23 protein-coding genes and 1 tRNA gene are annotated in these 26,786 nt (G+C 68.7%); 8 read left to right on the forward strand and 16 right to left on the reverse strand.

Annotated features, from left to right (window positions below):
* Nucleotides 1-68 precede the first annotated feature (68 nt).
* From MKK52_RS16230 to MKK52_RS16245, 4 genes are all read left to right on the forward strand, one after another.
* Nucleotides 69-1,211 (forward strand): glycosyltransferase family 4 protein, encoded by a 1,143-nt coding sequence (locus tag MKK52_RS16230; RefSeq protein ID WP_243955544.1) that lies wholly within the window; start codon nucleotides 69-71, stop codon nucleotides 1,209-1,211.
* A gap of 2 nt (nucleotides 1,212-1,213) precedes the next feature.
* The gene (locus MKK52_RS16235) at nucleotides 1,214-1,873 is read left to right on the forward strand and encodes a class I SAM-dependent methyltransferase (protein WP_243955546.1); all 660 of its coding nucleotides are present in this window, start codon (nucleotides 1,214-1,216) and stop codon (nucleotides 1,871-1,873) included.
* A 98-nt stretch (nucleotides 1,874-1,971) separates the two neighbouring features.
* Nucleotides 1,972-2,571 carry an NAD(P)H-dependent oxidoreductase gene (locus MKK52_RS16240; protein ID WP_243955548.1) on the forward strand — a complete coding sequence of 200 codons (600 nt, stop codon included), beginning with the start codon at nucleotides 1,972-1,974 and terminating at the stop codon, nucleotides 2,569-2,571.
* A 79-nt stretch (nucleotides 2,572-2,650) separates the two neighbouring features.
* Nucleotides 2,651-3,265 (forward strand): cytochrome b, encoded by a 615-nt coding sequence (locus MKK52_RS16245; protein WP_243955550.1) that lies wholly within the window; start codon nucleotides 2,651-2,653, stop codon nucleotides 3,263-3,265.
* 3 nt (nucleotides 3,266-3,268) lie between these two features.
* On the opposite strand, the gene MKK52_RS16250 is transcribed toward MKK52_RS16245, so the two are convergent.
* Together MKK52_RS16250 and MKK52_RS16255 are read right to left on the reverse strand one after the other, a co-directional pair.
* Complete coding sequence (locus MKK52_RS16250; RefSeq protein ID WP_243955552.1) at nucleotides 3,269-4,183, reverse strand: AprI/Inh family metalloprotease inhibitor; 915 nt, start codon at nucleotides 4,181-4,183, stop codon at nucleotides 3,269-3,271.
* A complete protein-coding gene (locus tag MKK52_RS16255) occupies nucleotides 4,180-5,148 on the reverse strand; it encodes a 2-hydroxyacid dehydrogenase (protein WP_243955554.1) in 969 nt (322 codons plus the stop codon). Before MKK52_RS16255 ends, MKK52_RS16250 begins: the two co-directional genes overlap by 4 nt.
* Before the next feature lie 188 nt (nucleotides 5,149-5,336).
* Between MKK52_RS16255 and leuC the strand changes: the two genes are divergently transcribed.
* Nucleotides 5,337-6,749, forward strand: coding sequence for a 3-isopropylmalate dehydratase large subunit (leuC, locus tag MKK52_RS16260; RefSeq protein WP_243955556.1), 1,413 nt, complete (start codon nucleotides 5,337-5,339; stop codon nucleotides 6,747-6,749).
* Between the two features lie 92 nt (nucleotides 6,750-6,841).
* Nucleotides 6,842-6,926, forward strand: a tRNA-Leu gene (locus MKK52_RS16265).
* Between the two features lie 68 nt (nucleotides 6,927-6,994).
* Here MKK52_RS16265 and MKK52_RS16270 read toward each other — a convergent pair.
* From MKK52_RS16270 to MKK52_RS16310, 9 genes are all read right to left on the reverse strand, one after another.
* Nucleotides 6,995-8,188 (reverse strand): GNAT family N-acetyltransferase, encoded by a 1,194-nt coding sequence (locus MKK52_RS16270; protein ID WP_243955558.1) that lies wholly within the window; start codon nucleotides 8,186-8,188, stop codon nucleotides 6,995-6,997.
* The gene (locus tag MKK52_RS16275; RefSeq protein ID WP_243955560.1) at nucleotides 8,185-9,129 is read right to left on the reverse strand and encodes a hypothetical protein; all 945 of its coding nucleotides are present in this window, start codon (nucleotides 9,127-9,129) and stop codon (nucleotides 8,185-8,187) included. Before MKK52_RS16275 ends, MKK52_RS16270 begins: the two co-directional genes overlap by 4 nt.
* A 376-nt stretch (nucleotides 9,130-9,505) precedes the next feature.
* Nucleotides 9,506-10,639 carry an endo-1,4-beta-xylanase gene (locus MKK52_RS16280; RefSeq protein WP_313898759.1) on the reverse strand — a complete coding sequence of 378 codons (1,134 nt, stop codon included), beginning with the start codon at nucleotides 10,637-10,639 and terminating at the stop codon, nucleotides 9,506-9,508.
* Between the two features lie 21 nt (nucleotides 10,640-10,660).
* Nucleotides 10,661-11,833, reverse strand: a complete 1,173-nt coding sequence (locus MKK52_RS16285; RefSeq protein ID WP_243955563.1) for a glycosyltransferase — start codon at nucleotides 11,831-11,833, stop codon at nucleotides 10,661-10,663.
* Complete coding sequence (locus MKK52_RS16290; RefSeq protein WP_243955565.1) at nucleotides 11,830-13,203, reverse strand: lipopolysaccharide biosynthesis protein; 1,374 nt, start codon at nucleotides 13,201-13,203, stop codon at nucleotides 11,830-11,832. Before MKK52_RS16290 ends, MKK52_RS16285 begins: the two co-directional genes overlap by 4 nt.
* Nucleotides 13,204-14,388 (reverse strand): DUF1972 domain-containing protein, encoded by a 1,185-nt coding sequence (locus MKK52_RS16295; RefSeq protein ID WP_243955872.1) that lies wholly within the window; start codon nucleotides 14,386-14,388, stop codon nucleotides 13,204-13,206.
* 360 nt (nucleotides 14,389-14,748) lie between these two features.
* Nucleotides 14,749-16,044 (reverse strand): O-antigen ligase family protein, encoded by a 1,296-nt coding sequence (locus MKK52_RS27140; RefSeq protein WP_243955567.1) that lies wholly within the window; start codon nucleotides 16,042-16,044, stop codon nucleotides 14,749-14,751.
* Nucleotides 16,041-17,048 (reverse strand): glycosyltransferase family 2 protein, encoded by a 1,008-nt coding sequence (locus MKK52_RS16305; RefSeq protein WP_243955573.1) that lies wholly within the window; start codon nucleotides 17,046-17,048, stop codon nucleotides 16,041-16,043. The genes MKK52_RS27140 and MKK52_RS16305 overlap by 4 nt, the downstream gene beginning before the upstream one ends.
* Before the next feature lie 11 nt (nucleotides 17,049-17,059).
* Entirely contained in the window at nucleotides 17,060-17,830 is a 771-nt protein-coding gene (locus MKK52_RS16310; RefSeq protein WP_243955575.1) for a polysaccharide deacetylase family protein, read from the reverse strand.
* Nucleotides 17,831-18,242: 412 nt separating this feature from the next.
* On the opposite strand from MKK52_RS16310, the gene MKK52_RS16315 reads away from it, so the two are divergent.
* Nucleotides 18,243-18,746 carry a diguanylate cyclase gene (locus tag MKK52_RS16315; protein WP_243955577.1) on the forward strand — a complete coding sequence of 168 codons (504 nt, stop codon included), beginning with the start codon at nucleotides 18,243-18,245 and terminating at the stop codon, nucleotides 18,744-18,746.
* Between the two features lie 6 nt (nucleotides 18,747-18,752).
* Here the strand turns inward: MKK52_RS16315 and garD are convergent, their stop codons facing one another.
* The 5 genes from garD to kdgD all read right to left on the reverse strand — a co-directional run bounded on the left by garD (nucleotide 18,753) and on the right by kdgD (nucleotide 25,748).
* Complete coding sequence (garD, locus tag MKK52_RS16320; protein ID WP_243955579.1) at nucleotides 18,753-20,327, reverse strand: galactarate dehydratase; 1,575 nt, start codon at nucleotides 20,325-20,327, stop codon at nucleotides 18,753-18,755.
* 19 nt (nucleotides 20,328-20,346) lie between these two features.
* Nucleotides 20,347-21,918 (reverse strand): aldehyde dehydrogenase (NADP(+)), encoded by a 1,572-nt coding sequence (locus MKK52_RS16325; protein WP_243955873.1) that lies wholly within the window; start codon nucleotides 21,916-21,918, stop codon nucleotides 20,347-20,349.
* A gap of 33 nt (nucleotides 21,919-21,951) precedes the next feature.
* The gene (gudD, locus tag MKK52_RS16330) at nucleotides 21,952-23,304 is read right to left on the reverse strand and encodes a glucarate dehydratase (RefSeq protein ID WP_243955580.1); all 1,353 of its coding nucleotides are present in this window, start codon (nucleotides 23,302-23,304) and stop codon (nucleotides 21,952-21,954) included.
* A gap of 71 nt (nucleotides 23,305-23,375) precedes the next feature.
* Nucleotides 23,376-24,731 (reverse strand): MFS transporter, encoded by a 1,356-nt coding sequence (locus tag MKK52_RS16335; RefSeq protein ID WP_279597867.1) that lies wholly within the window; start codon nucleotides 24,729-24,731, stop codon nucleotides 23,376-23,378.
* Between the two features lie 102 nt (nucleotides 24,732-24,833).
* On the reverse strand, nucleotides 24,834-25,748 hold the full coding sequence (gene kdgD / locus MKK52_RS16340) for a 5-dehydro-4-deoxyglucarate dehydratase (RefSeq protein WP_243955581.1): 915 nt from the start codon (nucleotides 25,746-25,748) through the stop codon (nucleotides 24,834-24,836).
* A gap of 108 nt (nucleotides 25,749-25,856) precedes the next feature.
* On the opposite strand from kdgD, the gene MKK52_RS16345 reads away from it, so the two are divergent.
* Entirely contained in the window at nucleotides 25,857-26,747 is an 891-nt protein-coding gene (locus tag MKK52_RS16345) for a LysR family transcriptional regulator (protein ID WP_243955582.1), read from the forward strand.
* The last annotated feature ends 39 nt before the right edge of the window (nucleotides 26,748-26,786 follow it).

Below are 26,786 nucleotides of genomic sequence, written 5' to 3' on the forward strand. Positions count from 1 at the left end.
CCTCGATGCCGAACCCACGTTCCGGGGTGCGACTTCCGTTTCGGGCCCAGGCGGTGCAGGACCGGGCGATGGAGAACACCGACTCGCCACGCCGCCTCGTCTTCATCGCCACCGAGGATTGGTTCTTCGCCTCGCACTTCCTGCCGATGGCGCGGGCGGCGGTGGCGATGGGCCTTCAAGTGTCGGTCGTGGCGCGGGTGCGCGACCACGCCGAGATCATCGCCGCGACGGGCGCTCGCGTCGTGCCCTTCGAGGCCGAGCGGTCGAGCCTCAATCCGATGGCGGCGGGCTATGCGGCGGGGCAACTCGCCGCGATCCTCAAGGCGCTGAAGCCGGATATCGTCCATTGCATCGCCCTGCGCTCGATCCTCGTCGGGGGCACGGCGGCGGCGATGGCCGGCGTCTCCGGGCGCGTCTTCGCCGTCACCGGGCTCGGGCTGATCGGCGCCCGCGAGGACCGCATCGGCCGCACCGGGCGTCTCGCCCTGCGGGCGCTGATCCGCGGGCCGCTCGCCACTCGACGGACGCGCTTCCTGTTCGAGAACCCGGACGATGCGCTGGCGCTCGGCCTCGACCCGTCCGACCGCACGGTGACGGTGGTGGGCGGCGCGGGCATCGACCCCGCCCTTTCCACGCCGACGCCCCTGCCGCCGCTCCCGCCCCTGCGGGTCGCCCTGGTGGCGCGGATGCTCTGGTCGAAGGGCGTGGACATCGCCGTCGAGGCCGTCCGCCTCGCGCGGCAGGGCGGCGCGCCGGTCGAACTCTCGCTCTACGGCGCCCCCGATCCAGGCAACCGCCGGGCGATCCCCGAGGCGACGCTCTCCTCCTGGAACGGGGAGGGGATCACGTGGCACGGGGCGACGCGTGACGTGGCCTCGGTCTGGGCCGCGCATCACGTCGCCTGCCTGCCCTCGCGCGGGGGTGAAGGCCTGCCGCGCAGCCTGCTGGAAGCCGCCGCCGCGGGACGCGCCTGCCTGACCACCGACGTGCCGGGCTGCCGCACCCTGGTCCGTGACGGCGTCGAGGGGCTGATCGTCCCGCCGGGCGATGCGGGGGCGCTCGCGGCGGCTTTGTCGCGCCTCGCTGCCGACCCGGCCCTCGTCGCCCGAATGGGGGAGGCCGCCCGCGCGCGGATCGAGACCGGCGGCTTCACCGAGACGGCCGTGACAGACGCCACCTGCCGTCTCTGGCGCGACCTTCTGGATACGTGACTATGCGCCCGCCCGACGATCCCGAAGGCTTCATCCGCACCAACACGCGGCTGCTGCCGGTGCCGCACGCGCCGGAAATCCGCCTGCATGTCGCCGACGAGGCGACCGCGCTGTGGCAGCGCACGGAGGACGAGCTTCAGGAGATCGGCCTGCCGCCGCCCTTCTGGGCCTTCGCCTGGGCGGGCGGGCAGGCTCTGGCCCGCTACCTCCTCGACAACTCCGCCCTCGTGGCCGGCAAGCGCGTGGTGGACTTCGCCTCCGGCTCGGGCCTCTGCGCCATCGCGGCCTGCCTCGCCGGCGCCGGGCATGTGACCGCGAGCGACCTCGACGCCTTCGCCGTGGCGGCGATCCGCCTCAATGCGGCACAGAACGGTGTCTCCGAACGGATCGCGCCGACGCAGGCCAATCTGATCGGCGCCGCCTTCGACGCCGACATCGTCCTCGCGGCGGATGTGTTCTACGAGCGGGACCTCGCCGCGACGGTGACGGACTGGCTCATCGGCCTGCAGCGCGAGGGACGCACGGTGCTGATCGGCGATCCCGGCCGCACCTATCTGCCGAAGGACAGGCTCACCTGTCTGGCGACCTATACGGTGCCGGTGATGCGCAGCCTGGAGGATGCCGAGGTGAAGCGCAGCCATGTCTGGCGGCTGAACGACTGAGCGGAGGCGTTTCGCAACCCGAAGGCGCTACTCGACTTGTCTGGTGGGCGGCCCGTTCTTTGCGCCACCGGCCCCACCTGATTCAAAGGTGTACCATCGTGACACTCACGCCGCGCATTCCCCGCGTCGTCGCCTTCGCCGCCAGCGCCAAGCGCCCGGCCCGGACACGCTTCCTCGTCGAGGCGGTGGCGGCCGAGCTGTTCCGCCTGCGCCGGATCGACCTCCGGGTCTACGATCTCCTCGATGCCGGCCCCGGCCTCGGCGCAACGCAGCGTTCGGACCTGACCCTGCCCGCCGCGCGGATGATCGACGCCATCGAGTCGGCGGACGCCCTCATCCTCGGCACGCCGGTCTACCAGGGCGGTTATGCGGGCCTGTTCAAGCATGTCTTCGACTTCATCGACCCGGCGAAGCTCGCCGGACGCCCGGTGGTGCTGACCGCCACCGGCGGCGGGCTGCGCCACTCGCTGGTCGTCGAGCATGCGATGCGGCCGCTCTTTGGCTTCTTCGCCGCCCATGTGGCGCCGACCTCGGTCTATGCCGGGCCGGACTGTATCACCCATGAGACCGTGACCGACCCGGCCATCGCCAAGCGGATCACGGCGGCGGCGAGCGAACTCTCCGCGCTCATCGACGTCGCCCGTGCGGCCGAGGTTGCGACAACGACGCGACACACGTTCGAAACCTCCGCAGGTTAGAACCGCTCGACACGCTGCCACGCTCGGTGCCACCCTTGGACCGCCGCCGCGTCGCGGCGCGCGATCGTCCGGAGGGTGCATGTCTGGTTCCTCGATTCCCTCGCGGCAGGTCGGTGGCCCCGTCCTTCCGGCGACCTACACCACCGCCTCCGGCATTCCCCGCTACAACCCGCTCTCCCAGGCGTTGCACTGGCTGACGGTCGTCCTGTTCCTTGCCATCCTGCCGCTCGCCTGGGTCGCCCTGGCGCTGCCGAACGGCGAGACGAAGGGCACGATGTTCGTGCTCCACAAGTCGACCGGTTTGACTATCCTCGCGGTGGTGGTGATCCGCATCGTGTGGCGGATGATCAGCCCGGCGCCGGCCGATCCGAAGACCCCGAAGGCTCTCGAACTCATCGCCCGGGTCAACCACTGGCTGCTCTACGCCATCTTCCTGATCATGCCGGTGAGCGGCTACCTGCTGAGCGCCTTCTCCGGCCGCGCGACCCCGTATTTCTGGCTCTTCACCATTCCCGGCCTGGAGAAGAACGAGTCCCTGCACAACGCCTTCGAGACGGTGCACGTCTTCGGCCAGTTCGCCGTGTATCTCCTCGTCGCCCTGCACATCGCCGGCACGGCATGGCACCTCGTGATCCGCCGCGACGGCGTGCTGGAGCGGATGCTGCCGGTGCAGGATGGGCGCGGCAGCCGCTGAGCGCTACGGCGTCACCTTCCGCAGGACCAGGGTGACGCCCGTTTCGGGATCGCGCCGCCAGCCGCCATCCCCGTTCGGGACGAGATCGATCGTGTGGCCGCGCTTGGCCACCATCGTCATCCGGCCGTTGGCGAAACGCCACGTCACGGGATCGAACACCTCCATCCCGTCGTCGTGGCACCCCGGCAGAAGCTTCACCGTGCCATTTGCCGACAGGCCGAGGCGGCAGGTGCCCTGCTGGCGCAGTCGGTCGAGGCGATAGGTCCCGGCCTGCTGCAATAAAGCCGGAACGGGGGCGGGCGCCGCCGCCGCTGTGGCGGGCTCCCCCGGGGACGGCACGGCGGCTGGCATCGCGGCGGGCGTCGCCACATTCTGGGTCGGCGTCGCCTCGGCGCCGGGCGGGCGCATCCCCGCGGTATCCAGGGGTACGAGGCTGTAGGTCTCGCCGTTCTCCGTGGCGGCATAGCTCCGGCGGTCCTGCCGGCGCTTGAACAGCAGCACCGGGCGGACATTGGCGTCCACCAGCCGCACCGCATCCTCCGCGTAGAGCCAACCCGCGACATTGGCCATGAAGGGCAGCGAGCGGCGGCATCCGGCGGGGAAATTCACCTTCTGCCCGGCCGGACCCCTGTCCGGCAGCAGCGTCATCACGCAGCGGCGGTTCGTGCCGTCGCGGGACAGGTCCCAGGTGCCGGGCACCTCCGCGACCTTGGTCGGCAGCGTGTCCTCGGGAAAGGCCGGAATCGACGGGACCGCAGCGGGCGTCGGCGGGGCCGGCGGCGTCGTGAGGGTGTCCTCCGGCAGCTGTGCGCCGAGGGAGAAGCCCAGCGCGGGGGACAGCGCATCCTGCTGCGCGAACGCCGCGACCGGCGTGAGCGCCAGGGCCGCCGCGAGGACGAGGGGGGCGGTGGGCGTCACGCCTTCGGGCTCCAGGGCGTCTCGGCGACGGGGGTGATCGGCCCGCGCCCTTCGAACCACGACAGCACGTTGTCGACGACGAGCTGTGCCATGGCAGTCCGGGTGTGCTCCGAGGCCGAGCCGACATGCGGCAGCAGCACGGTGTTCTCCAGTGCCATCAGCTCGGAGGGGACATGCGGCTCCTGCTCGAACACGTCGAGCCCGGCCCCGTGGATCGTGCCGGCCTTTAAGGCCGCGATCAGCGCCGCCTCATCGACCACGCTGCCGCGCGCGACGTTGACGAGGATGCCTTCCGGCCCGAGGGCCTGAAGCACCTCGGCATCCACGAGGTTCTTCGTCTCGGCGCCGCCGGGCGCCACGACGATCAGCACATGCACCGCCTTGGCGAGGCCGACGGGGCTGTCGTGATAGGCATAGGCCACGCCCTCCTGCCGGCTGCGGCCGTAATAGGCGATCTCCACCTCGAAACCTTCGAGCCGCTTGGCAATGGCACGCCCGATCCGGCCCAGCCCGAGGATGCCGACCCGTCGCCCGCGCAGGGAGGCGGTGAGCGGGAAGGGCGCCTTCGGCCAGTGGCCTTCGCGCAGATAACGGTCGGCCTGGGGCAGACGGCGGATCGTCGCCAGGACGAGGCCGATGGCGAGGTCCGCGACCTCATCCGTCAACACGTCGGGGGTGTTGGTGACGACGATGTTCCGCTGCGCGGCAGCCTTCGCATCGACCGCATCGTAGCCCACGCCGAAATTCGCGATGAGTTCGAGGGCGGGGAGGCGGTCCATCAGCGCGCCGTCCACGCCGCCGCCGACGCACAGGCCCCGGATGCGCGGGCCGACCTCGCGCAGCAGCGCCTCGGGATCGGCCGCGCCGTCGAGGCGATGGACCGTGAAGCGGCTGTCGAGGGTGCTCGCGACCAGCGGGTGCATCCTGCGCAGGAGCAGGATTTCGGCGGGCTCGGCTCCGGGCATCGTGGCGGGCCTCGTGTCGGGAAAAGGCGGAGAGGAGAGCGGTACGAGCGAGGGCATACGCTGTTGTGTCGGGCTTCCGCTAGAACCGGCATGCGCCGCCTCTTCCGAAAACGCCCGCCGATCCTTACTAAGGAGCTTCGGACAGGAGCGACAGCGCCGCCGAGGCCATTCCCGAAGACAGCAAGACCATGACCAGCCCTCGCACCCTCTACGACAAGATCTGGGACGACCATGTCGTCGATGTCCAGCCGGACGGCACCAGCCTCCTCTACATCGACCGTCACCTCGTACACGAAGTGACGAGCCCCCAGGCGTTCGAGGGGCTTCGCGTCGCCGGCCGCAAGGTCCGCGCGCCGGGCAAGACGCTCGCGGTCGTGGATCACAACGTGCAGACCTCGGACCGCACGAAGGGCATCGACGATCCGGACAGCCGCATCCAATTGGAGGCGCTGGCCGAGAACGTGCGCGACTTCGGCATCGAGTTCTACGATGCCCTCGACCGCCGCCAGGGCATCGTCCACATCATCGGGCCGGAGCAGGGCTTCACCCTGCCGGGCCAGACCATCGTCTGCGGCGATTCCCACACCTCGACGCACGGCGCCTTCGGCGCGCTGGCCCACGGCATCGGCACCTCTGAGGTCGAGCATGTGCTCGCCACGCAGACGCTGGTGCAGAAGAAGGCCAAGAACATGCGGATCACCGTCGACGGCAAGTTGCCGGCGGGGGTGACGGCCAAGGACATCATCCTGGCGATCATCGGCGAGATCGGCACGGCCGGCGGCACCGGCCACGTGATGGAATATGCCGGCGAGGCGATCCGCGCCCTCTCGATGGAGGGCCGGATGACCATTTGCAACATGTCGATCGAGGGCGGCGCCCGCGCCGGCATGGTCGCTCCCGACGAAATCACCTTCGCCTACGTGAAGGACCGGCCGAAGGCGCCGAAGGGCGAGGCCTACGACCGGGCGCGGGCCTATTGGGAAAGCCTCGTGACCGACGAGGGCGCCCATTTCGACCGCGAGGTTCGCCTCGACGCGGCCAACCTGCCGCCGCTGGTGAGCTGGGGCACGAGCCCCGAGGACGTGATCTCGATCCAGGGCCTGATCCCCGATCCGGCCGCGATCGCCGACGAGAACAAGCGGCAATCGAAGGAGAAGGCGCTGGCCTATATGGGCCTGACGCCGGGCACGAAGATCACCGACATCGCCCTCGACCGCGTGTTCATCGGCTCCTGCACCAACGGGCGGATCGAGGATCTGCGCGAGGTCGCGCGGGTGGTGGGCGAGCGCAAGGTCCACCAGAACGTCTCGGCGATGATCGTGCCGGGCTCGGGCCTCGTGAAGGCGCAGGCCGAGGCCGAGGGTCTCGACAAGATCCTCAAGGCGGCGGGCTTCGACTGGCGTGAACCGGGCTGCTCGATGTGCCTGGGCATGAACCCCGACAAGCTGCGGCCGGGCGAGCGCTGCGCCTCGACCTCGAACCGCAACTTCGAGGGCCGCCAGGGTCCTCGCGGCCGCACGCACCTCGTCTCCCCCGCGATGGCGGCGGCGGCGGCGGTGGCGGGCCGTTTCGTGGATATCCGCGAGTGGCCGAACGCCTGAGCGGAAGAAATTGGCGGCGCGGCGGAATCGCGATTGACGCAGGCCCCTGCGCCGCCTAAACGAACCCCGTCGCCGGCCAAGGCCGACGGCGAGCCCAGGTGGCGGAATTGGTAGACGCGCTGGTTTCAGGTACCAGTCTCGCAAGAGGTGAAGGTTCGAGTCCTTTCCTGGGCACCATCAGCGGCCTAAAGCGCTGATCCGCAGAAGACCCCCTACAAAACTCAGTCGATCACGGCCGAACCGGTTCAGAGCTTGAATGCGCTGAAGCGGCCGAGCCATGCGCGCATCCGGCGGTCGAGCTCCGGGCGGGTCCGCAGGTGGCCGACGAGGAGGGCGCGGGCGGCAGGTGCGAGACCGCGCCAGCTCAACGGCCGAACGACGTCCACGAGCGGCAGCGTCTCGCAGCCGAAGCGGCGCTTGTAGTCGTAATTGCCGATGCTGAAATCGAAGGTGCGGACGCCCTCCGCGTGCAGGGCCGCCATGGTCCGCTCGATGATCAGACGGCCCGGCGAACAGTTGGCCCACTTACCACCCGTCTGGCCGATGCGGATCATGATGTAGCGGTCGCCCTGGCGCAGTCCGAGGAGACCCGCCACCATCTCTGGCTCGGCATCGCCGTCCGCCATCAACGCCGTCAGCACGGCGCTGCCATCGGCAAGTGCCCGGTCCACAAGACGGCGGTAGAACGCGGCGACGTCGGGCTCGTTGAGGAAGTATTCCGCCCCCAAAGACGCCATCCGCGTTTCCTGGCGCTGATCGATCGCCGCCAGCAGGTTCTGCGCCTGCTCCGGCTCCGTCACCCGCACGAAGGCCGCGCCGGGATTCTTCGAGAAGACCCGCCAGCTGCGCTCCAGCTCCTTGCGCACGGTCTTCTCGAGGCCCGTCCTTCGCCATCCGTCGTAATCGCGGTCGATGCGAATGACGTTGCCGTTCAGGGCGCAGGCGACCGCGCCCGGCAGCAGCGTGAGCGGGTTCGGCCGGTGGCCCTGGTCGGCCTCCATCTTGGCGAGGCGGATCAGGTCGGCGCGCGGCAGAGCGCGGCGCACGGCGCGCCACAGGCGGATCGCCTCGGCCCGACTGCGCGGCGCGGCCGGGCCCAGGAGCGGGGCGTTGTAGTCGGTGAGATTGAGGTCGGCGAACTCGATCACCCGCAGCTTGCCGATGCGCCGCATCACCAGGGGAAGCTCCAGGGCGAGGTCGCCGGTCCGCCCGTCGCGGATCGTTACGACGAGCGTCGTGACGTCCTCGCGGCCGGCCAGGGTTTCGTACCAGCTGTCGAGCCACGTCGCCGTCTGGAAGATCGTCGGTGCGAAGCCGCCACGGAACGCCGACTCACCGGCCTGCCGTGCGACCTCGACCCGGTACTCGACCGGGGTCGCAGGCCGCCCGGCGAGGCCGTGCGCCGGGGAATGACCGAGTTCGCGATTCAGAACGGTCACGCCGCCGCCTGGGCATCGATGATCTGGCCGGGATTGGCGCCGTCGAGGCGGAAATCGACCACCCGGCGGGCATGTCGCTCGCGCTTGACCCAGCGGCTGTTGCGCAAAGCCTTCTGCAGCACCGCCTTCGACCAATAGGACGGCCCAGAGATCGAACGGCTCTTCGGCGCGATGCCGAGCCGGTGACGCAGCAGGCCGTTGGCGAGGTTCAGGTTCTGCAGGCGATGGATCTCCTCGTTGGTGAAGGAGACCGTCATCGAGACATTCAGGCAGTCGAGGTTCTCGACGCGATGCGGTGCGTTCAACGGCCAGCTCAACATCTGGCCCGGCTCCAGATCGAGCACGCGGGCATGCTCGTCGTACCAGGGCTCGTAGGGCAGATCGACCTCGATCTCGAAGAGGGCGATGTCCTCCAGCTGGCGTTCGGTCAGGAAGGGCGGCGAGTTCGGATAGACGTAGACCCGCTTGCGGCCGATCAACTGCCAGAGATGCTGCCCGGGCAGGTCGGCGTGATAATAGACCTGCGCCCCCGGGGACGAGATCAGGATGCCCGCGCTGCGATGGCGGGTCGAGAAGCCCGGCAGGCGCTGGGCCATCTCCTCGAAGACGGCATCGGCGACGTCGGCGAACCGCTTGTCCACTTTCAGGACGTTGCGCAGGTTCAGCCACATCCGGCCCTTGGAGATCGCGTCGATCACCGCCTCACCGGGGAGGCCGCCGGTGTCGCCCTCGCGCCAGAAGCGCCGGCCGCCGCGCCCGCCCATATGGATCAGACTGTACTGATCGCGCGGGTAGGTATCGATCAGCTGCGCCAGCGATTCGCGCGAGAAGAGCGGCATCGTGTGCAGTCGGTGCTGCAGGCGCAGGGGCTGGTGCCCCCAGAGCGCCGTGTGCTGGTCGGACCAATCGGTGAAAACTGGGTCGCTGCTCTTCACGTCCATCACAACCTCGCGCCGCCATCCTGTCTCGTCTTGGGACATGCCGTATTACGCACGTCCCGTTAGTCCTGATTCGGTTCTAACACTGGATCGATATTGGCCAAGCGGTTTAGCATATCCGCGATAGTGCAACTCGAGGGCCATGAAGACAATCGCCGCCTTGGGGCGAATGTCCATCGTATGGAAGCGGGCAGACCGAGGTCGCACTCTGCGACGACCGCATGGAGAAGCGACGGGCCGCTTGCCATCTCACGCACCTCGAAGGGCCAGGGTTCGGGATAGTCGGTTTGTTTCGGTGGCATCAATGCGGTGGGAATACTCAATTCACCGGCATGACGTCTGGATGACTTGGAATTCGGCGTTTGGCAGAACTGCACATTCACGGCGCCCGCTTCGCATTCCCGGACGGCGGTTCGCTCGCCACGACGCGGCGGCGGAAGTGCTGCATGACGTAATGGAGGGGTTTGGGCGTCAGGTCGTCGTCGAGCGGCAGCGAGCGGGTGGGCAGGCCGTCCGGGCGCGGCTTGTGCCAGCGGGTCCAGCTGTCCCGGTCGCGCAGGCCCCAGGTCAGCACCGCGTCGGCGCCTCCGGCCGCCGAGATGGCGTCGAGGAGTTGGAAGGCCTCCTGGGCCACGAGTTCGTCCCGCTGGCGCAGATCGGCCGGGAAGGTCTGATCGATGACGTCGAGTTCGGTCACCAGCACCACGAGACCTAAGGACCGGACCTCCGTGACGAAGCGGCCGACCGCCTCCCGGTCCACGACACGATCCGAATAGAGGTGTCCCTGCATCCCGATCCCGTGCAGGGGCACGCCCTTCGTCACCATGGCCTGGGCGGTGCGCAGCATCACCTCACGCCGCGAATCGTAATGCTCGCCCGCGAATTCGAGGAAGTAGTCGCTGAGAACGAGTTGCGCGGCAGGGTCCGCCTGCGCAGCGGTCCGCAGCGCCATCTCGATGTAGTTGTCGCCGATCAGGCGCCGCCAGATCGTGTCCCGCAACCCGGTCCCCCGCTCGGGGCTGTCATCGGTGAACTCGTTGACCACGTCCCATGAGGCGATCTTGCCGCGATAATGGCCGACGACGGTCGTGATGTGCTTGCGCATCTCGGCCTCGGCCTCGGCGCGGGTGCGGAGCGTATCGAGCCAGGGCGGCACTTGGCCGTGGAAGACGAGGGCGTGTCCGCGAACGGAAAGACCGGCGGCCTGCGCGAAGCGGACAATGGCGTCGCCCTCGGTGAAATCAAACTTGCCACGGCTCGGCCGGAGCCGGTCCCACTTCAGGGCATCCTCGGTCACGACCATGTCGCAGTCGCGGATGATCGCCCGCCGATAGGCATCGTCCTGGGCGAGGAGTTCGGCCTGCACGGCGCATCCGATTGGGGTGCCGAGGGGCATAGAAGGGAGCTTCGGCCGCGATGCGGCCCCCGCGACGGCCGGTTCCAGCGCAAGGGTTGCCCCGAGGGCCGCCCCCCGCAGCGCCGTCCGACGATCGATCCGCGCTCGAAAAACCATCACGGTCCTCCTTCCGCCGCGTCAGCCAAGCTTTGTCAGGGCGTCGTGCAGGGTCTGCCGAGCTGCATCACGCCGGGCCTCGTTCCAGGCGTGACCCGCGGCGGCGGCGCGGGGCTTCGGGCGGCGGACGGCTTCGACCAGCGCGTCTGCAAAGGCTTGCGGCCCGTCCGCGACGGTGATCGTCTCGGGCAGCCCATCGAGCCCGCGCACGCCGAGCGGCGTGGAGACGGCGGGCGTGCCCGTCGCGGCGAGTTCGAGCGTCTTGATCTGAACGCCGGTCCCGGCGGTGGTAGGCACGGCGGAGACGCGCAAGCTCGCCAGGAAGGCGCGGGCGGACGGCACGAGCCCGAGGCGCTGGATGCGGTCGGAGGACAACGTCTCCGAGCCCGATCCGGCGACGGCGATGCTGAGATCGGGCGGCAGGCGCGGCACGACCTCATAGAGGAACCACGCGATCCCCTGGCGCACGGGGGGCCAGCTCCATGTGCCGATCAGGCCAATGTCGTAGGCCGGCGCGAGGGCGGGGGCCGGGTCCGGCGGGGCGGGAAAGAACAACGGCAGGACCGCCGGCGCGGCGATGCCGAACCGCGTGCGCGCCTCCTCGGCATCGGCCTCCGACAAGAAGAGCGAGAACCGCGCTTCCGCTCCGGCGCGGCGCTCCAGGCGGGCGTTGAGCCGGGCCTCGCGGGCGTAGATGGCCCGCCACCACGGACGCGCCGATTTCTCCGCGACCATCGCGTAGGAAATCGCCTGCACGTCGTGGAAGATGACCCCGAGCGGCAGGCGCCGCGCCAGCCCGTTGACGAACGGGTAAAGGTTCACGTGATCCACGATCAGCAGATCGGGGTTCGTGCGGGCGATCTCCGCTTCGAGGCGATCCGGCGGGAGGTAATTGTACTTCTCGGACGAGATCGGCAGGCCGGAGCGGAGGGAGCGCCATGCCCAGGCCGCCTGTTCGCGGCGCGGCGCGGTCGCGGATTCGACCGGGATCGTCGCGAGCAGCACCGTCTCAACCGGCGAGGCGACGTGGAACGGGGCGCGGCCATAGGCGAAGAGCGTGACCTCGTGGCCGAGGTCTTCGAGCACCGACAGGATCGCCCGCGTCGCAATCTCGCTGCCCGTGCGCAGGGTGTTCGGAACGAGGGTCGTGAGGAAGGCGATCCGCATGGGTGTCGTGGGCGGCGGGAGGGTCACGGGGCCTCGCGAAGGATCGCGGGCGGGTTGGAGGGCTCGCGCAGCGCCCGGTAGGTCATCACCGTCGAGACGAGGTAGGACGCCAGGAAGACGACATTCACCGGCATGATCCACTCGTCGTCCCCGGCGAAGTGCCAGAACACGGCGATCATCAGGGCAGATTTCACCACCGTGACCGCCAGGGCGACGTAGAACGTCGTCGTCATGCGGCCGTTCGCGTAAAGCAGCTCGACTTGGTACTCAATCAGGTTGCGCAGCGCTGGCACCAGCCAGAGCAGACCAAGCAGGCCGACCGCCTTCGCGACCTCGTGGCCCAGCAGGTTCGGCGCGAACCACAGGGCGATGACGATGCCGCCATAGGCGACGGTGGACACGGCGGCGATCATCAGTTCCACGACAACCTTGGCCCGCCGGCCCGCCATGCTGCTGCGGTTGACCAGCACCCGCTGAATCATCAGGACGTTGAAGGCCCGGATAGGAACCGCCGTGAGGTCGATGACGCGGATGCAGATGGCGTACATGCCCGCCGCGACCCCGCCGCCGAAGGTCAGCACCAGCACCTTATCGATTTCGGCCTGCAGCGTGTAGGCGAGCCCCGATCCACTAAGTGCCAGGGCGTTGCGGGCGCGTAGCAGCGTCGCGCTCCGGCGCCAGCGCAGGCGCCTGCGCGGCAGCAGGAAGACGAGGATCAGCCCCAGAGCCAGGGTGTTGCTGACGAGGTAGAGCACCGCCCATTCCATGAGCGTCGAGCCCGGCAGGAACAGGAAGAGGATTGCCATCGCCGCCTTGCAGACCGCGCCGATGTTGAACGCCAGCGAGGCGTGATCGAAGCGGCCGAGGCCGCTGCTGACCGTCGAGGCGGTGTCGATCATCCGCCAGGGCAGGACCTCCGAGGCGACGATCAGGAAGTAGGGCAGGAGGCGATCCGGCTGGTCGAAGAACAGCCGGTAGCTCAGCCAAGCCAGGATCCCGCAGGGCAGGATGCTGGCCGACAGCCACAGCAGGTAGTTGGCGTAGTAATGCCCGAGCAGCCGGGGGCGGATCGCGCCGACCTGGAACAGGTTGGACCCGTATCCGAACGCCGCGAGGCGAGCCAGCACGGTCCCGACCGCCACCGCGCCGGCGAAGAACCCAAAATCGACGATGCTCAGCCCGTGCGTCAGGCACAGGAAGTACAGGAGCGAGAGGCAGAGCCGCCCCATCGAGCCGCTGAACAGATGCGCGTAGTCGCGCAGGGTCGTCGCGCTGATCGAGGGGAGGCCCAGACGCTGCCCGGCCCTTCGCAGGCGGGCGAGATCCAGCACGGGCATGGCATATCGTTCGGCCAGCAGGCCGAGGCGCCACGGTCTCAAACGGCGGTCAGCCGGCATTCAAGCCTCGGGCGCCGCGTTCCCGGCGCGGGATCGCTTGCTCTCGTTCCGCCGGGCCTTCTCCCACGCGGCGAGGCTTTCGGCCTCGTAGGCCCGCAGGATATCGTCCCACACGAAATGCTCCGAAGCCTGCGTGAGCGCGGCGGCGCGGGCCCGCGCCACGAGGACGTCGTCGCGCAGGATCATCTCGATCCCCCGCTCGCAGCTGTCGACATCCGTGAAATACATCTGCGCATCGCCGGCCGTGCCGCGATTGAAGGCATTGTCGTGGGCGAGCACCGCGTTTCCGGCCCACAGCGCCTCGACCAGGGAAGGGTTGGTCCCGCCGACCGTGTGGCCATGGAGATAGGCGCGGGCATGTCCACGCAGGGCGGTCACGGTTTCCGGGTCGTAGATCGCCCCGGTGAAGATCACCTCGTCGCTCGCGGCCGCCTGGATCGCGGCGTGGTACGCATTGCCCCCATCGAACCCGCCGACGACCACCAACCGGCAGTCGCGACGCTTGCGCGAGAAGGCTTGGACAATGGCCAGAATGTTGTTGTCCGGCTCGATCCGGGCAATCGAGACCAGATAGTCATTTTTCGTCAGCCCCAGCCGCGCGAGGGGCGCGGGATCACGGTGCGCGATCGGATCGCCGCCATAGGGGATCGTGACGATGGAGCGGCGGGGACGCCGTGTCGCCAGATGGTCGGCGATCTTCGGGTGGTCGGCGATCAGCCGTTGCGACGACCACGCGGCGATCCATTCGTTGATCCAGAACCATGCGCGGATCGCGCGCGACCATTTCGGGCGGCGCCATTCGATCCCGTCCATGTTCGTGAGGACCTTGCGCCCCCAAAGCCGCAGGTACGGCAGGAGGACGGCGCTGTTGTAGCCGAGCACGAGACACACCGCGTCCCGCCGCGCCGCGTCGAGGACGGTGTAGGCGTCGAACAGGAGCGTCGCGGACGGCCCGTGCCCGGCGACCTCGATTTGGATCAGCTCCACGCCTTTCCAGTGCTCGGTGCGGAAACGCTGCTGCACCGCGTCCACATCGTTCTGGCAATAGACGCCTACCCGCCATCCACGGGCGACGAGGTAGAGGGCCAAGCGCTCCGCGAAGGTCTCGAAGCCACCGTAAGCCGCAGGGATGCCTCGCGACCCGAGAATCAGGATCGCCGGCGCGGTCGCCCCGTACTCGCCCATCTGAGTGCCGCGACTCCACTGGTCCGGGGCGCTGTCATCCGGCACTATCGTTCCTCGACCTGTCATGCGTCGCCGATGTCACTTCTGCGGGATGAGGCGGAGCCGTTCCGATCGAGAGAGACCTTCGACAATTCGCTTTCGCACGAAGTCGACGCAGGCCAAAAGATTGCGCTGCAGGAAACGCAATAAACCGCATTGCGTCAATCCTGGGTCGATAAATTATTGATAGCATCCCCAGGGATGTAACGAAGTCTCCGTAATAATAACCGAAGACATTATCTGAGCTGTCATATTAAACAAAATATCCGCCCGGCATTCCTACAAAGCGGGTGCCACAGGCTTTCGGCGTCTCTCGCTCGGTCAGGCCTTGATGCGATGACCGGCCAGGAAACGCAGGCCGAAGATTGCGATCAGGAAGGCGACCCAGAACGCTTCGTCCCGCTGGAAGAACAGCGTTTCCATGGAGCCGAGGAAGACGGCGAACAGCCAGATCTGGAAGAACAGCAGCGCCAGATCGCGGTTTTCCGGGATGGCCCGAGAGCGGGCGAAATCCAGGATCGGCAGGACGATTAACGCCCCACACGCGAGGAGGAGGCCGGGAATGCCGGTGGTGAGGGCGAGATCGAGGTAGGAATCGTGGGAGTGGGAGGCGGTGGCCGCCCAGGGGTTGCTCGCGTCATCGACCGAATAGCGGGCGTAATCGGTGTTCCAGAACCCGAGGAAGCCGTAGCCGAACAGGGGGCGCTCCCGGAACTGGTCGATGGCGAAGCTCCAGATCCCGGTGCGGTTCGTGAAGGTCGGATCGCTCATGATCCAGTCGTTGATCGCGGCGATCCCCGGGAGGACGGCCGATCCGACGGTGAAGGTCAGGTACAGCGCCAGCGGCACCAGACACAGCGCCAGAAGCATCCGCAGCGACGGAATGCGCAGCCCGAGATACGACCACACGAGGACGAAGGGGACGAGGGCCTGGGGCTGCTTCGCGCCGGTGAAGGCCAGGAAGGTGGTCGCCAGCACCACGAGGCTCGGCCCCAGGACGAGGCGCCTTTGCGTGGTCAAGTAGATCCCGATCAGCAGGAACACCACCATCATCGGGCCGGTGCGGGACTTGTGGTCGTAGAGCCCGCGCCACGAACCGGCGAGGTTCACCTCCATGGCGGCATCGCTCTGGTGCACGGCCAGATGCGGCACCAGCAGGACGGCGAGAAAACAGAGGATCACGACCATCAGGGCGACGCCGCCGAGCCAGCTCTCGAATTGCCGGCGGTCGCGGGGCAACAGCAGTAGCGAGCCGACGATCCCCATAACGATGACGGTCAGGATCAGCCGGCGCACCGCGATCCCTGGATAGACGGCGAAGGCGCAATCCACCAGGAACCACGCCAGGACCGCCCCATAGGCCGGATGAGCCAGGGGCAGGATCCGGCGCCATCCCATCTCCATGAGCTGCCACACGCTGAGGCCGAACAGCGTCAGGTACAGGATCTGGTTCAGCAGGTCGGACGACTCGCTCGTCTTCAGGACCGCGCCGCTCGACAGGTCCTTCAGCGGGTCGAGGGTGATCCAGAACACCGACAGGGTGGCGATGAACAGACCCGACCGCCTCGCGAGATCGAGATCGACGCTCGAGGCCCTCGTGGCGACATCGCCCTTCACGACGGGCGCGCTCCGCGATGGCGATACTGCTCGGGCCGCAACCCGGCCTGCGCCGTCACCCGCCCGATGGCCTCCAGCATCGGATGGGCGGCGATGAGGAGATCGCGGGACGTCGCGAGCCGCGACATCGCGCGGATCAGTCCGACGCCGAGAAGCGCCCCGCTCTTGAGCCAGATGCGTAGCCGCTCCGTCGGGCTCCGCGCGTTCTTGTGCTCGATCATGTAATTGATCGCGCCATAGCGCAGACTGCGCGCGATCACCCAGCGCAGGGTCGTCCGGCTCGCCGGGACGGTCTCGACCGCCCGCGCCGCCGGTTCGAAATAGGCCGAGAAGCCGGCATCGCGGGCGCGCTTGAAGAAGTCGAGATCGCCGCCGCCGACGAAATCGAAGACCGGATCGAGATAGGGCTGCCCCAGTCGGTCCAGCACCGCCGCGCGCATCACGAAGTTGCCGCTGCCGTAGAGGAACCGCACCGGGCCGGGCGCGATGTAATACGGCTTGAACACCGGGTGATTGGCGAACCGGCCGGCATCCGGCCTTTCGAATTGCGGGAGGACGGGTCCGCCGACGAGATCGGCGCCGGAGCGTTCCTGCGCCTCCACGATTCGGCGCAGCCAATCGGGCTCGGCGATCTCGTCATCGTCGATCATCGCGACGAGGGCCGTGCCGGGATAGAGGTCCCGCGCCGCCGCGAAGGCGCCGTTGCAGGCCGAACAATGGCCCGGCTGCGAGACGACGACGGCGACCCCGTCGATCTCGCCCGCGCGGATCATCGCCTCGGCCCGCTCGGCACCTGCGCGGCCGTTGGGGTCGTTGTCGGCGACGACGCAAGCAAAGGGACGCCTGTAATCCTGTGCCTTGAGCGAGCGCAGGGTGACGGCGAGGTGGTCGGGCCGCCGCAGGGTCAGGACGCAAATGACGACGACCGGCTCATCGGATGGCCGGGCACCCCTGCCGTCATAGGCGACCGTATAGGTCTCCGCTTCGGCCCGCTGCGTCGTCATGCTGGGATCACTCATCTGGCGGCCGGCCGCATGTCGGGGGCGGATGCACCGTTACCGAGAAGCCCGACGACGGTCTCGACCCGGCAGCCCCGCGCGAGCGCTCCGTCCACAGCGTAGGCCAGACGCTCCGGCGTCACCCCGAAGCGGGTCGGCCGGTCCGCCACGTCATGCGCGTAGAAGACGAGCCACGCCCCCCGCGCGACGGCCTCGTCCAGCACCGCATCGATGCCGGCTTCGCCGATGCTAGCATTCTCCAAGGCGACGGCTTCGAGCCGGCCCCTGTCGGCACGCCGGCTCATCGGGCCTCCATGGATGCCCCGGCACGCGAGGAAGCGTCGTTGCAGCGCCAGCTTCTGCGGCAACCCGATTGCCCCGTAGGGATAGGCGAAGGTCGAGAGCGGCTGCCCGATCACCGGCGCCAGGATGCGGGCGTTCTCTTCGACGTCGCTGAGGTAGCGTTCAACCCCGGTGATCGCACCGTTCGGATGAGTGGCCGTGTGGCAGCCGATCTCGTGGCCGCGCCGGGCGAGGTCCGCCACCGTCGCAAGGCCGGCGAGGGGATAGAGATCCCACGCGGCGCCGGCGAGACCGCCGCAGACATAGAACGTCCCGCGCACGCCCCGGTCCTCCAGGATACGCGCGCCGTCCCGGGCCGCCGAATCGGCGATGTCGTCGAAGGTGAAGCTCACGGTCGCGCGGTCGAGGGCAAGCGGGACCCGGCGGGTCACCACGCGCCGTGCGAGGTGGCGCTTTACCTTTTCGTTCAAGGTCTCGCGGGTCACGGGCGGGGATCTCGACACTCTTCGCGTATCGTGGGGGAAGAATGTTTCAGAACTCGAAAGCGTTGAGACGACAGAGCCAGGACCGTAACTGGCTGAGGAGGCCCAACCCACCGCATCGGCAGCGGACACGGATGTCAGGCCTCACGGTATGCCATCATCGAGCCCGTCCACGAATGCAACTACAGGTCGTAGTGCGCAGCTGCGCCCTTTCGTTCCGGGCGTGATCACACCGGGAACTCGGGCTCCGCTCCATCCTTTAACACTTGCTAGTATCGAGCCGCCGAGGCGAACGAGCATGTCGGAGCCCACATCTCAACCTGTGCTCTCCTTTGTCCCCGATGCGCTCAGTGCATCGCAAGTCGGTGTGTGGGAAACGGATTTCGCGAAAGACCGGACGCGGGGTGACGCCACTTTGGCCGCTCTGTTCGGAGTCGATCCACTTCAGGCCGCGGAAGGTCTGCCGCTGGCGCATTACGTGCGCAACGTCGTGGCGGAAGATCGCGCCACGCTCTACGACAAGTTGAACAGTGTCCGCGAGGTGGGCGGTCTGTTCGTGATTGAATACCGCACGCGGCCTTCACCGAATAATGTGCGGTGGGTTCTGGCGCGGGGCCGCTACGAGCGAACCGAGGGCGGCGAGGCAATGACGGGCCGTGGCATCGTCATCGACATCACTGAGAGCAAGCTCGACGGGCAGATGGAAGACCGGGCGCTCTTCTTCGCGCCGAACGAGAATGTCCCCTCCCTCGATCAGGTCGCCGTGTTGGCACTGCGGGCCCGGCAGGAGATCGACGAACTCGGCGAGCAGGAGGGCTCGCCCCTGCGCAAGGCCGTCGATGCCTTCCTGATGGCCGTCGGGCGGGCCATTGCGCAGGGTCAGACGGCGATGCGGAAGGTGAGCCGCAAGGTCAACTGACCTGCGTCAGGTCACGGGGGCGGGGTTGAACAGCGCGAGGTCGTTGTAGAGGCCCCAACGGTCGGACCACGGGCGCTTGCGCCCGCTGGCGACGTCGAGGATCAGCTCGAACAGGTCGTGACCCGCTTCTTCGAGGGTCCGCTCGCCGGTCGCCACGCGGCCCGCGTCGAAGTCGATGAGGTCAGACCAGCGCTCGGCGAGTTCGGTGCGGGTGGCGACCTTGATGACCGGCGCCTGCGCAAGGCCGTAGGGCGTGCCCCGGCCGGTGGAGAACACTTGGAGCGTGATGCCCGAGGCGAGTTGCAGCGTCCCACACACGAAGTCGCTGGCAGGCGTCGCCGCGAAGATCAGACCCTTCTCCCTCACGCGCTCGCCGGGCGCCAGAACCCCGCTGATCGGGCTCGCGCCGGATTTGGCGACGGAGCCCAGCGCCTTCTCCACGATGTTGTTGAGCCCGCCCTTCTTGTTGCCGGGGGAGGGGTTCGCCCGGCGGTCGGCGCCGCCCTTGGCGAGGTAGTCGTCGTACCACGCCATCTCCCGCACCAATGCCTGCGCCACCTCCGGCGTGGCGGCACGGGGGGTGAGGAGGTGGATCGCGTCGCGAACCTCCGTCACCTCGGAGAACAGCACAGTCGCGCCGCAGCGCACGAGCAGATCGGCGCAGATGCCCATGGCGGGGTTTGCGGTCACGCCGGAGAAGGCGTCGCTGCCGCCGCATTGCAGGCCGACCACGAGGTCGGACACGGAACAGGTCTCACGGCGGCGCCGGTTCAGCACCTCGAGGCGCTGCTCGGCCATGGTCATGATCGTGTCGATCATCATGCCGAAGCCGGCATGGTGCTCGTCCTGAAGCCGCGTCACGGCGCCGGTCTGGGTGGCATCCGGCAGGAGCCGCTCGGAGACGAGCTTCTCGCAGCCGAGGCCGACCACCATCACCTCGCCGCCGAAGTTCGGGTTGCGGGCGATGTTCTGCAGCGTGCGGATCGGGATATGCGCCTCGGGGGCGCTGATCGCGACGCCGCAGCCGTAGGTATGGGTGAGCCCGACCACGTCATCGACGTTCGGGAAGCGCGGCAGCAGCTCTTCCTTGATCTTGCGGATCGCCACGTCGAGCGTGCCCGCCACGCACTGCACGCTCGTGGAGATGGCGAGGATGTTCTTGGTGCCGACCGTGCCGTCCGGGTTGCGAAACCCCTCGAACGTGTAACCGTCGAGAGGTGGCAGCGGCGCGGGCGGACGGATCGTCATGTCGAGCGTGTCGAGGTCCGGCGCCGCCGGGGTCTCGACCCGGGATTCCTCCACCCAGCTCCCCTGGGGGATCGCCTCGATGGCGAGCCCGACGATCTCGCCGTAGCGGCGCACGGCACCGCCCTTGGCGATGTCGGTGAGCGCCACTTTGTGGCCCTGCGGCACGAATTCACGGAGGGTGATGCCCTCCGGCAGGGTGGTCCCCGCCGGCAGGCCGAAGGCGTTCACGACGATGGCGACATTGTCGTCCGGGTGGACACGGATCGTGCGCGGGGCATCCCCCGGCAGGCGGGAGGGCCGCTCTGGTGCGGACACGTCGCTCGGCGTCGCCATCGTCGTCTCGTCCCTCTGCTTAGGTGTTTTTGCGGCCGTCGATCGTGCGCGGCACGTTCAGCGGGTTGGCCTGCCGCAGTTCGGGCGGCAGCAGGGCGTCGGGCAGGTCTTGGTAGCAGACCGGCCGCAGGAATCGGTCGATGGCGAGGCTGCCCACCGAGGTGGTGCGCCCATCGGAGGTCGCCGGGTACGGCCCGCCATGCACCATGGCGTGGCCGACCTCGACACCCGTGCCGAAGCCGTTGACAAGGATGCGGCCGACCTTCCGTTCCAGCACCGGAAGCAGGGTGCGGGCGGTGTCGTGGTCGCCTTCGTCCATGTGCAGGGCCGCCGTCAGCTGGCCTTCGAGCCTTCCGAGGACCGCCCGGATCTCGCTTAGGTCTCGGCAGCGCACGACGAGGGAGGCGGCGCCGAACACTTCCTCGGCAAACTTGTGGTCCGCGAGGAAGGAGCCGGCGTCGGTGGCAAACAGCGTCGCGCGCCCCTGCGTCTCGCCGCCGGCCTGACCCTGCGCGATGCGCGTGACGGCCGCGTTGGATTCGAGCGCGGCGACCCCGGCGCAATAGGCCTTGTGAATGCCGGGCGTCAGCATGGTCTGCGCCCCGACCCCTTCGAGCGCCTGCGCGGCGCCAGCGAGGAAGGCGTCGAGGCCCTGGCCCTCGACCGCGAGGATGAGGCCAGGATTGGTGCAGAACTGGCCGGATCCGAGGGTGAGCGCGCCGACGAAGGCCTTGCCGATCTCCGCCCCGCGAGCCTCCAGGGCACGGGACAACAGGATCACGGGATTGATCGAGCTCATCTCGGCATAGACAGGGATCGGCACGGGTCGCGAGGCGGCGAGCTTCATCAGCGCCGTGCCGCCCGTGCGCGAGCCGGTGAAGCCCACGGCGGCGATGCGCGGATCGGAGACGAGGCGTTTGCCGACCTCGATGCCGTTGTCGAACAGCAGCGAGAACACGCCCTTCGGCAGGTCACATGCGGCCACGGCCTTGGTGATGGCGCGGCCGACGAGTTCCGACGTGCCGGGATGGGCCGGGTGCGCCTTGGCGACCACGGGGCAGCCGGCGCCCAGCGCCGAGGCGGTGTCACCCCCGGCCACGGAGAAGGCGAGCGGGAAGTTCGAGGCGCCGAACACGGCGACGGGGCCGACGGCGATGGCGCGCAGGCGCAGGTCCGGCCGGGGCAGGGGCTTCCGGTCGGGCAGGGCGGGGTCGATCCGCGCGGAGAGGTAGCTGCCTTCGCGCAGGACGCTGGCGAACAGGCGCAACTGGCCGACCGTGCGGCCGCGCTCGCCTTCGAGGCGGGGGCGGGGCAGGCCACTTTCCGCCATGCAGCGGACGATGAGGTCGTCGCCGATGTCGAGGATCGCCTGGGCGATAGTGTCGAGGAAGGCGGCGCGGCGCTCCGGCGTGATCTCGCGGAACGTGTCGAAGGCGTCGTCGGCAAGGGCGCAGGCGCGCGCGACCTCATTTGCCGAGGCGGCGTGGAAGACCGGCTCGATTTCGCGGCCTGTGGCCGCCTCGACCGCGCGGAAGCTATCGCCTTCGCCCGCCGCTTGGCCGCCGATGATGCTGCGTCCGGTGAGGGTCATCATGTTCTCCATCGCGCCTGAAGGGGCCCCGCCTCAGCGGACGAGGCAGGGGCGCTTGTTGTCGAAGGTCCAGCCCGGGATCAGGGCCTGCATCGCGGCGGCGTCGTCGCGGGCGCCGAGGCCGTGCTGCTTGTAGAGTTGGTGCGCGGTCTCGACCTCGTCCCAATCGATCTCGATGCCGAGGCCCGGCCGCTCGGGGACCTGCACGAGCCCGTTGCGGATCCGCAGGGGATCCCGGGTCAACCGCTGCCCGTCCTGCCAGATCCAATGGGTGTCGATGGCGGTCACGCGGCCCGGCGCGGCGGCGGCGGCGTGGGTGAACATGGCGAGCGACACGTCGAAGTGGTTGTTCGAGTGCGATCCCCAGGTGAGGTCGTGGTCGCGGCAGAGCTGCGCGACGCGCACCGCACCGGCCATGGTCCAGAAATGGGGGTCGGCGAGGGGGATGTCGACCGAACCGAGCTGGATCGCGTGGCGCATCTGGCGCCAATCGGTGGCGATCATGTTGGTGGCGGTGGGCAGGTCGGTGGCCCGGCGGAACTCGGCCATCACCTCGCGGCCGGAGAAGCCGCCCTCGGCGCCGCACGGGTCCTCGGCATAGGCGAGAATGTCGCCCTTGCCCTTGCACAGGGCGATGGCCTCGTTCAACGACCACGCGCCGTTCGGATCGAGGGTCACGCGGGCCTGCGGGAAGCGCCGCTTGATCGCGGTGACGGCCTCCATCTCGGCTTCGCCCGCCAGCACACCGCCCTTCAGCTTGAAGTCGTTGAAGCCGTAGGCCTCGTGCGCGGCCTCGGCGAGGCGGGCGACGGTCTCGGGCGTCAGGGCCTCCTCGTCGCGCAGGCGGAACCAGCCGTCGCGGGCCTCGGGCTCGCGGTAGGGCAGGTCGGTGCGGCGGCGGTCGCCGACGTAGAACAGGTAGCCGAGCATCTCGACCGCATCGCGCTGCTGGCCTTCACCGAGGAGCGCGGCCACCGGCACGTTCAGGTATTGTCCGAGCAGGTCGAGGAAGGCGGATTCCACCGCCGTGACGGCGTGGATCGTGATGCGCAGGTCGAAGGTCTGGAGGCCGCGACCGCCGGCATCCCGGTCCGCGAAGTGGCTGCGCATCGTATTGAGGACGGCGTTCCAGGCGCCGAGCGTCTTGCCGACGATGAGGCTCCGCGCCTCTTCCAGCACCCCCCGGATGCCCACGCCGCCGGGGACTTCACCGAGGCCGGTCGCGCCGGTCGAGTCGGTGAGCACGACGAGGTTGCGGGTGAAGAACGGGCCGTGCGCGCCCGAGAGGTTCAGCAGCATGCTGTCGCGGCCGGCGACGGGCACCACCTTCATGTCGGTGATGACGGGGGTGTTGCGGGCGGCGTGCTGGGTCTGTTCGAACGGCATGGTCTGCCTCCCTGGATGCGTTTTTAGTGTTCGGAGAGGGAGGCCCGCCCCGAGGAGCGGGCCCGGGGCTTTCAGGGCTGGGCCTTCAGCTCGACGCGACGGATCTGGCCGACGACGACGAGGTAGCAGAACACCGCGGCGAGGGCGTTGGCACCGACGAACACCAGGGCGCCGTTGAACGAGCCGGTCTGCTGGACGATGTAGCCGATGATAATCGGCGTCGTGATGCCGGCGGTGTTGCCGAAGGTGTTGAACAGGCCGCCGGAGAGGCCGCCGCTTTCCTTGGGCGAGGTATCGGCCACCACAGCCCAGCCCAGCGCCCCGACGCCCTTGCCGAAGAAGGCCAGCGCCATCAGCCCGACCACGAGGGCGTCGGCCTGGACGTAGTTGCAGCCGATGATCGCCATCGAGACCAGCATGCCGGCGACGATCGGGATCTTCCGGGCGGCGGTGAGCGAGTAACCCCGGCGCAGCAGCACGTCCGAGATGAAGCCACCGAGGATGCCGCCGATGAAGCCACAGAGGGCCGGCAGCACCGCCGCGAAGCCCGCTTGCAGGATCGAGAGGCCGCGCTCCTTCACGAGGTAGACGGGGAACCATGTGAGGAAGAAGTAGGTGAGCACGGTGATGAAGTACTGGCCGAAGTAGATGCCGAGGAGCATCCGGTTCGACAGTAGCTGCTTCAGGGTACGCCCCGCCTCGCCGGCCCCGCCGGAGCGGGCGCCGTCCATCACCATCAGGCCACCGCCTTGACGGATGTAGTCGCGCTCGGCGCGGCCCACCATCGGGTGGTTCTCCGGCCCGTAGACCACCTTCAGCCACAGCAGCGCGAAGGCGACGCCGAGCATGCCCATCACGGTGAAGACGTGGTGCCAGGAGTAGGTGTGGACGATCCAAGCCATGAGGGGCGTGAACAGTACGGTCGCGAAGTACTGCGCCGAGTTGAAGAAGGCCGAGGCCATGCCGCGTTCGCGCGCCGGGAACCATGCCGCGACGATGCGGGCGTTGGCCGGGAAGGCGGGCGCCTCGCTGAACCCCACGAGGAGGCGCAACGCGAAGAGCATGATGACGGCGGTGAGGCCGGTGAAGAACCCGACGGCGCCCTGGATCAGGGTGAAGCCCGACCATACGGCGATGGAGGCGGCGTAGACCCACTTCACGCCGAACCGGTCCAGCAGCCAACCGCCGGGGATCTGCGCCAGCACGTAGGACCACGCGAAGGCGGAAAAGACGTAGCCCATCTGGATGGGCGAGAGGCCGAGTTCCTTGGCCATGTCCGGCCCGGCGATCGAGATCGTCGCCCGGTCGGCGTAATTGATCGCGGTCGCCATGAAGAGCATCAGCGCGATCAGGAGGCGCACGCGGCCGCGCTTGACTCCCGAGGGGGCAGCCGCGTCCGCCGCAGCGGTGGTGGTCGTCACGTCCATGGGCGTTCTCCCGGGTGGCCGCGCCCGTTTTCGGACGCATCGTTCTCCGCCGTTGGCCGGCGTGTCGTCTTGGATAGGGGCGGCGTCACCGCCCCCGGATGGTCAGCGGCGGTCGCCGATCAGGGCCTTCAGCTCGGCCAGTTCGCCGGCATCGAGGTCGGTGAGCGGCGAGCGCACGGGGCCCGCGTGGCGGCCCACGGCGGTCATGCCGGCCTTCACGATCGACACGGCGTAGCCGCGCTTGCGGTTGCGGATCGCGATGTAGGGGAGGACGAAGGCCTTCAGTTCGGCATAGACCGCGTCGCGGTCCCGGCGGCGCACCGAGTCGTAGAACGACAGCGCCCATTCCGGCAGGAAGTTGAAGATCGCCGAGGAATAGGTGGTCACGCCCATTTCCAGGTAGGGCAAGGCGAAGGTTTCGGCGGTGGGCAGGCCGCCGACATAGGTCAGGCGATCACCGAGGCCGGCATAGACGCGGGTCATCAGCTCGACGTCGCCGACGCCGTCCTTGAAGCCCACGAGGTTCGGGTTGCGCTCACACAGGCCGGCGAGGGTGGTCTCGTTCAGCTGCGCGTTGGCGCGGTTGTAGACGATGATGCCGAGCTTGGTCGCCTTGCACACCGCCTCGATATGGGCGGCGAGGCCGGCCTGCTCGGAGCCGACGAGGTAGGGCGGCAGGAGGAGGATGCCGTCGGCGCCGGCCGCCTCGGCGGCCTGGGCCATCTCGACCGCGAGCGCCGTGCCCTGGCCGGCGGGGGCGATGACCGGCGTACGGCCGCGGGTCTCCTCGATGCAGGCGCGCAGCACCCGGTCGATCTCGGCGGGGGTCAGGGAGAAGAACTCGCCCGTGCCGCCGGCCGCGAACAGGCCGGAAACCTTGTAATCGGCGAGGCGGGAAAGGTTGTCGCGGTAGGCCGCTTCGTCGAAGCTGAAGTCGTCGCGGAAATGCGTGACCGGGAACGACAGCAGGCCGGAGCCCAGCTGCTTAGCCATCTCCGCTGGGTTCATCCGCGCCATCGTCATCTCCCATGATTCGCGCCGTTCGGGCGTCTGAACTCTGGGTAGGGCTCCCTAATTGTCGCGTCCAACGTTGATTTTGGATTGATTATCCCGGATGCTGCATCAATGTTCGATCTGGGACACGCCCGCAGTTTCGTCGCGGTGGCCGAGGAGCTGCATTTCGGCCGCGCCGCCGCGCGACTGAACCTGACGCAATCGCCCCTCTCCCGGCAAATCCAAATGCTGGAGCAGACGCTGGGGGTGACGCTGCTCGAACGGACCACCCGCGCGGTGCGGCTGACGCCCGCCGGCCGCACCTTCGTGGCCGAAGCCTACCGGGTGATCGCGGCAGCGGAGAACGCGGAGCGCGTCACCCGCCGCGCCGCCCGTGGCGAGAGCGGGATGATCCGACTCGGCTTCACCGCCGCCTCGGCCTACCGCATCCTCCCCCGCCTCGTGACGCATCTGCGCGACCGGCTGCCGGAGATCGACCTCGCCCTAGAGGAGATGGTGTCCGGCGAGCAGATCCAGGCGCTGGAGGGCAACCGGATCGACCTCGCGCTGCTGCGCCCGTCGCCGGCCCTCTCGGAGAGCGCCATCGAGGCGGTGCCGCTCACGCGGGAACGCCTGATCCTCGCGGTGCCGCAGGGCCATCGCCTCGCCCTCGGCCGGGCGCCGACCCTGGCCGATCTCGACGGCGAGCCGTTCGTGACATGGTCGCCCCGGGGCGGACGCTACTTCATCGACCTGCTCGCTGCGCTGTTCGAGGGCGGCGAGGTCCAGCCCCGCGTGGTGCAGCGGGTGAATCAGGTCCACGCGATGCTGGCTCTGGTCGGCGCCGGGCTCGGCGTCGCCCTCGTGCCGGACGGCGCCCGCAGCATCCGGGTGGCGAACGTCACCCTACGCGCCATCCGGTTGCCGGCCTCGGCGCAGCCGGAACTGCACTTGGCCTCGCGGCGGGGCGACGCCAACCCGTGCCTCTCCTCGGTGCGAGAGGTGGTCGAAAACGCCTTTTAAGGCTCGGCGCGATTTGGTTCCATCACTATTGCCGGAGCG

This window comes from Methylobacterium sp. J-067 (assembly GCF_022829465.1).
In the GTDB taxonomy this organism is placed as follows: domain Bacteria; phylum Pseudomonadota; class Alphaproteobacteria; order Rhizobiales; family Beijerinckiaceae; genus Methylobacterium; species Methylobacterium litchii.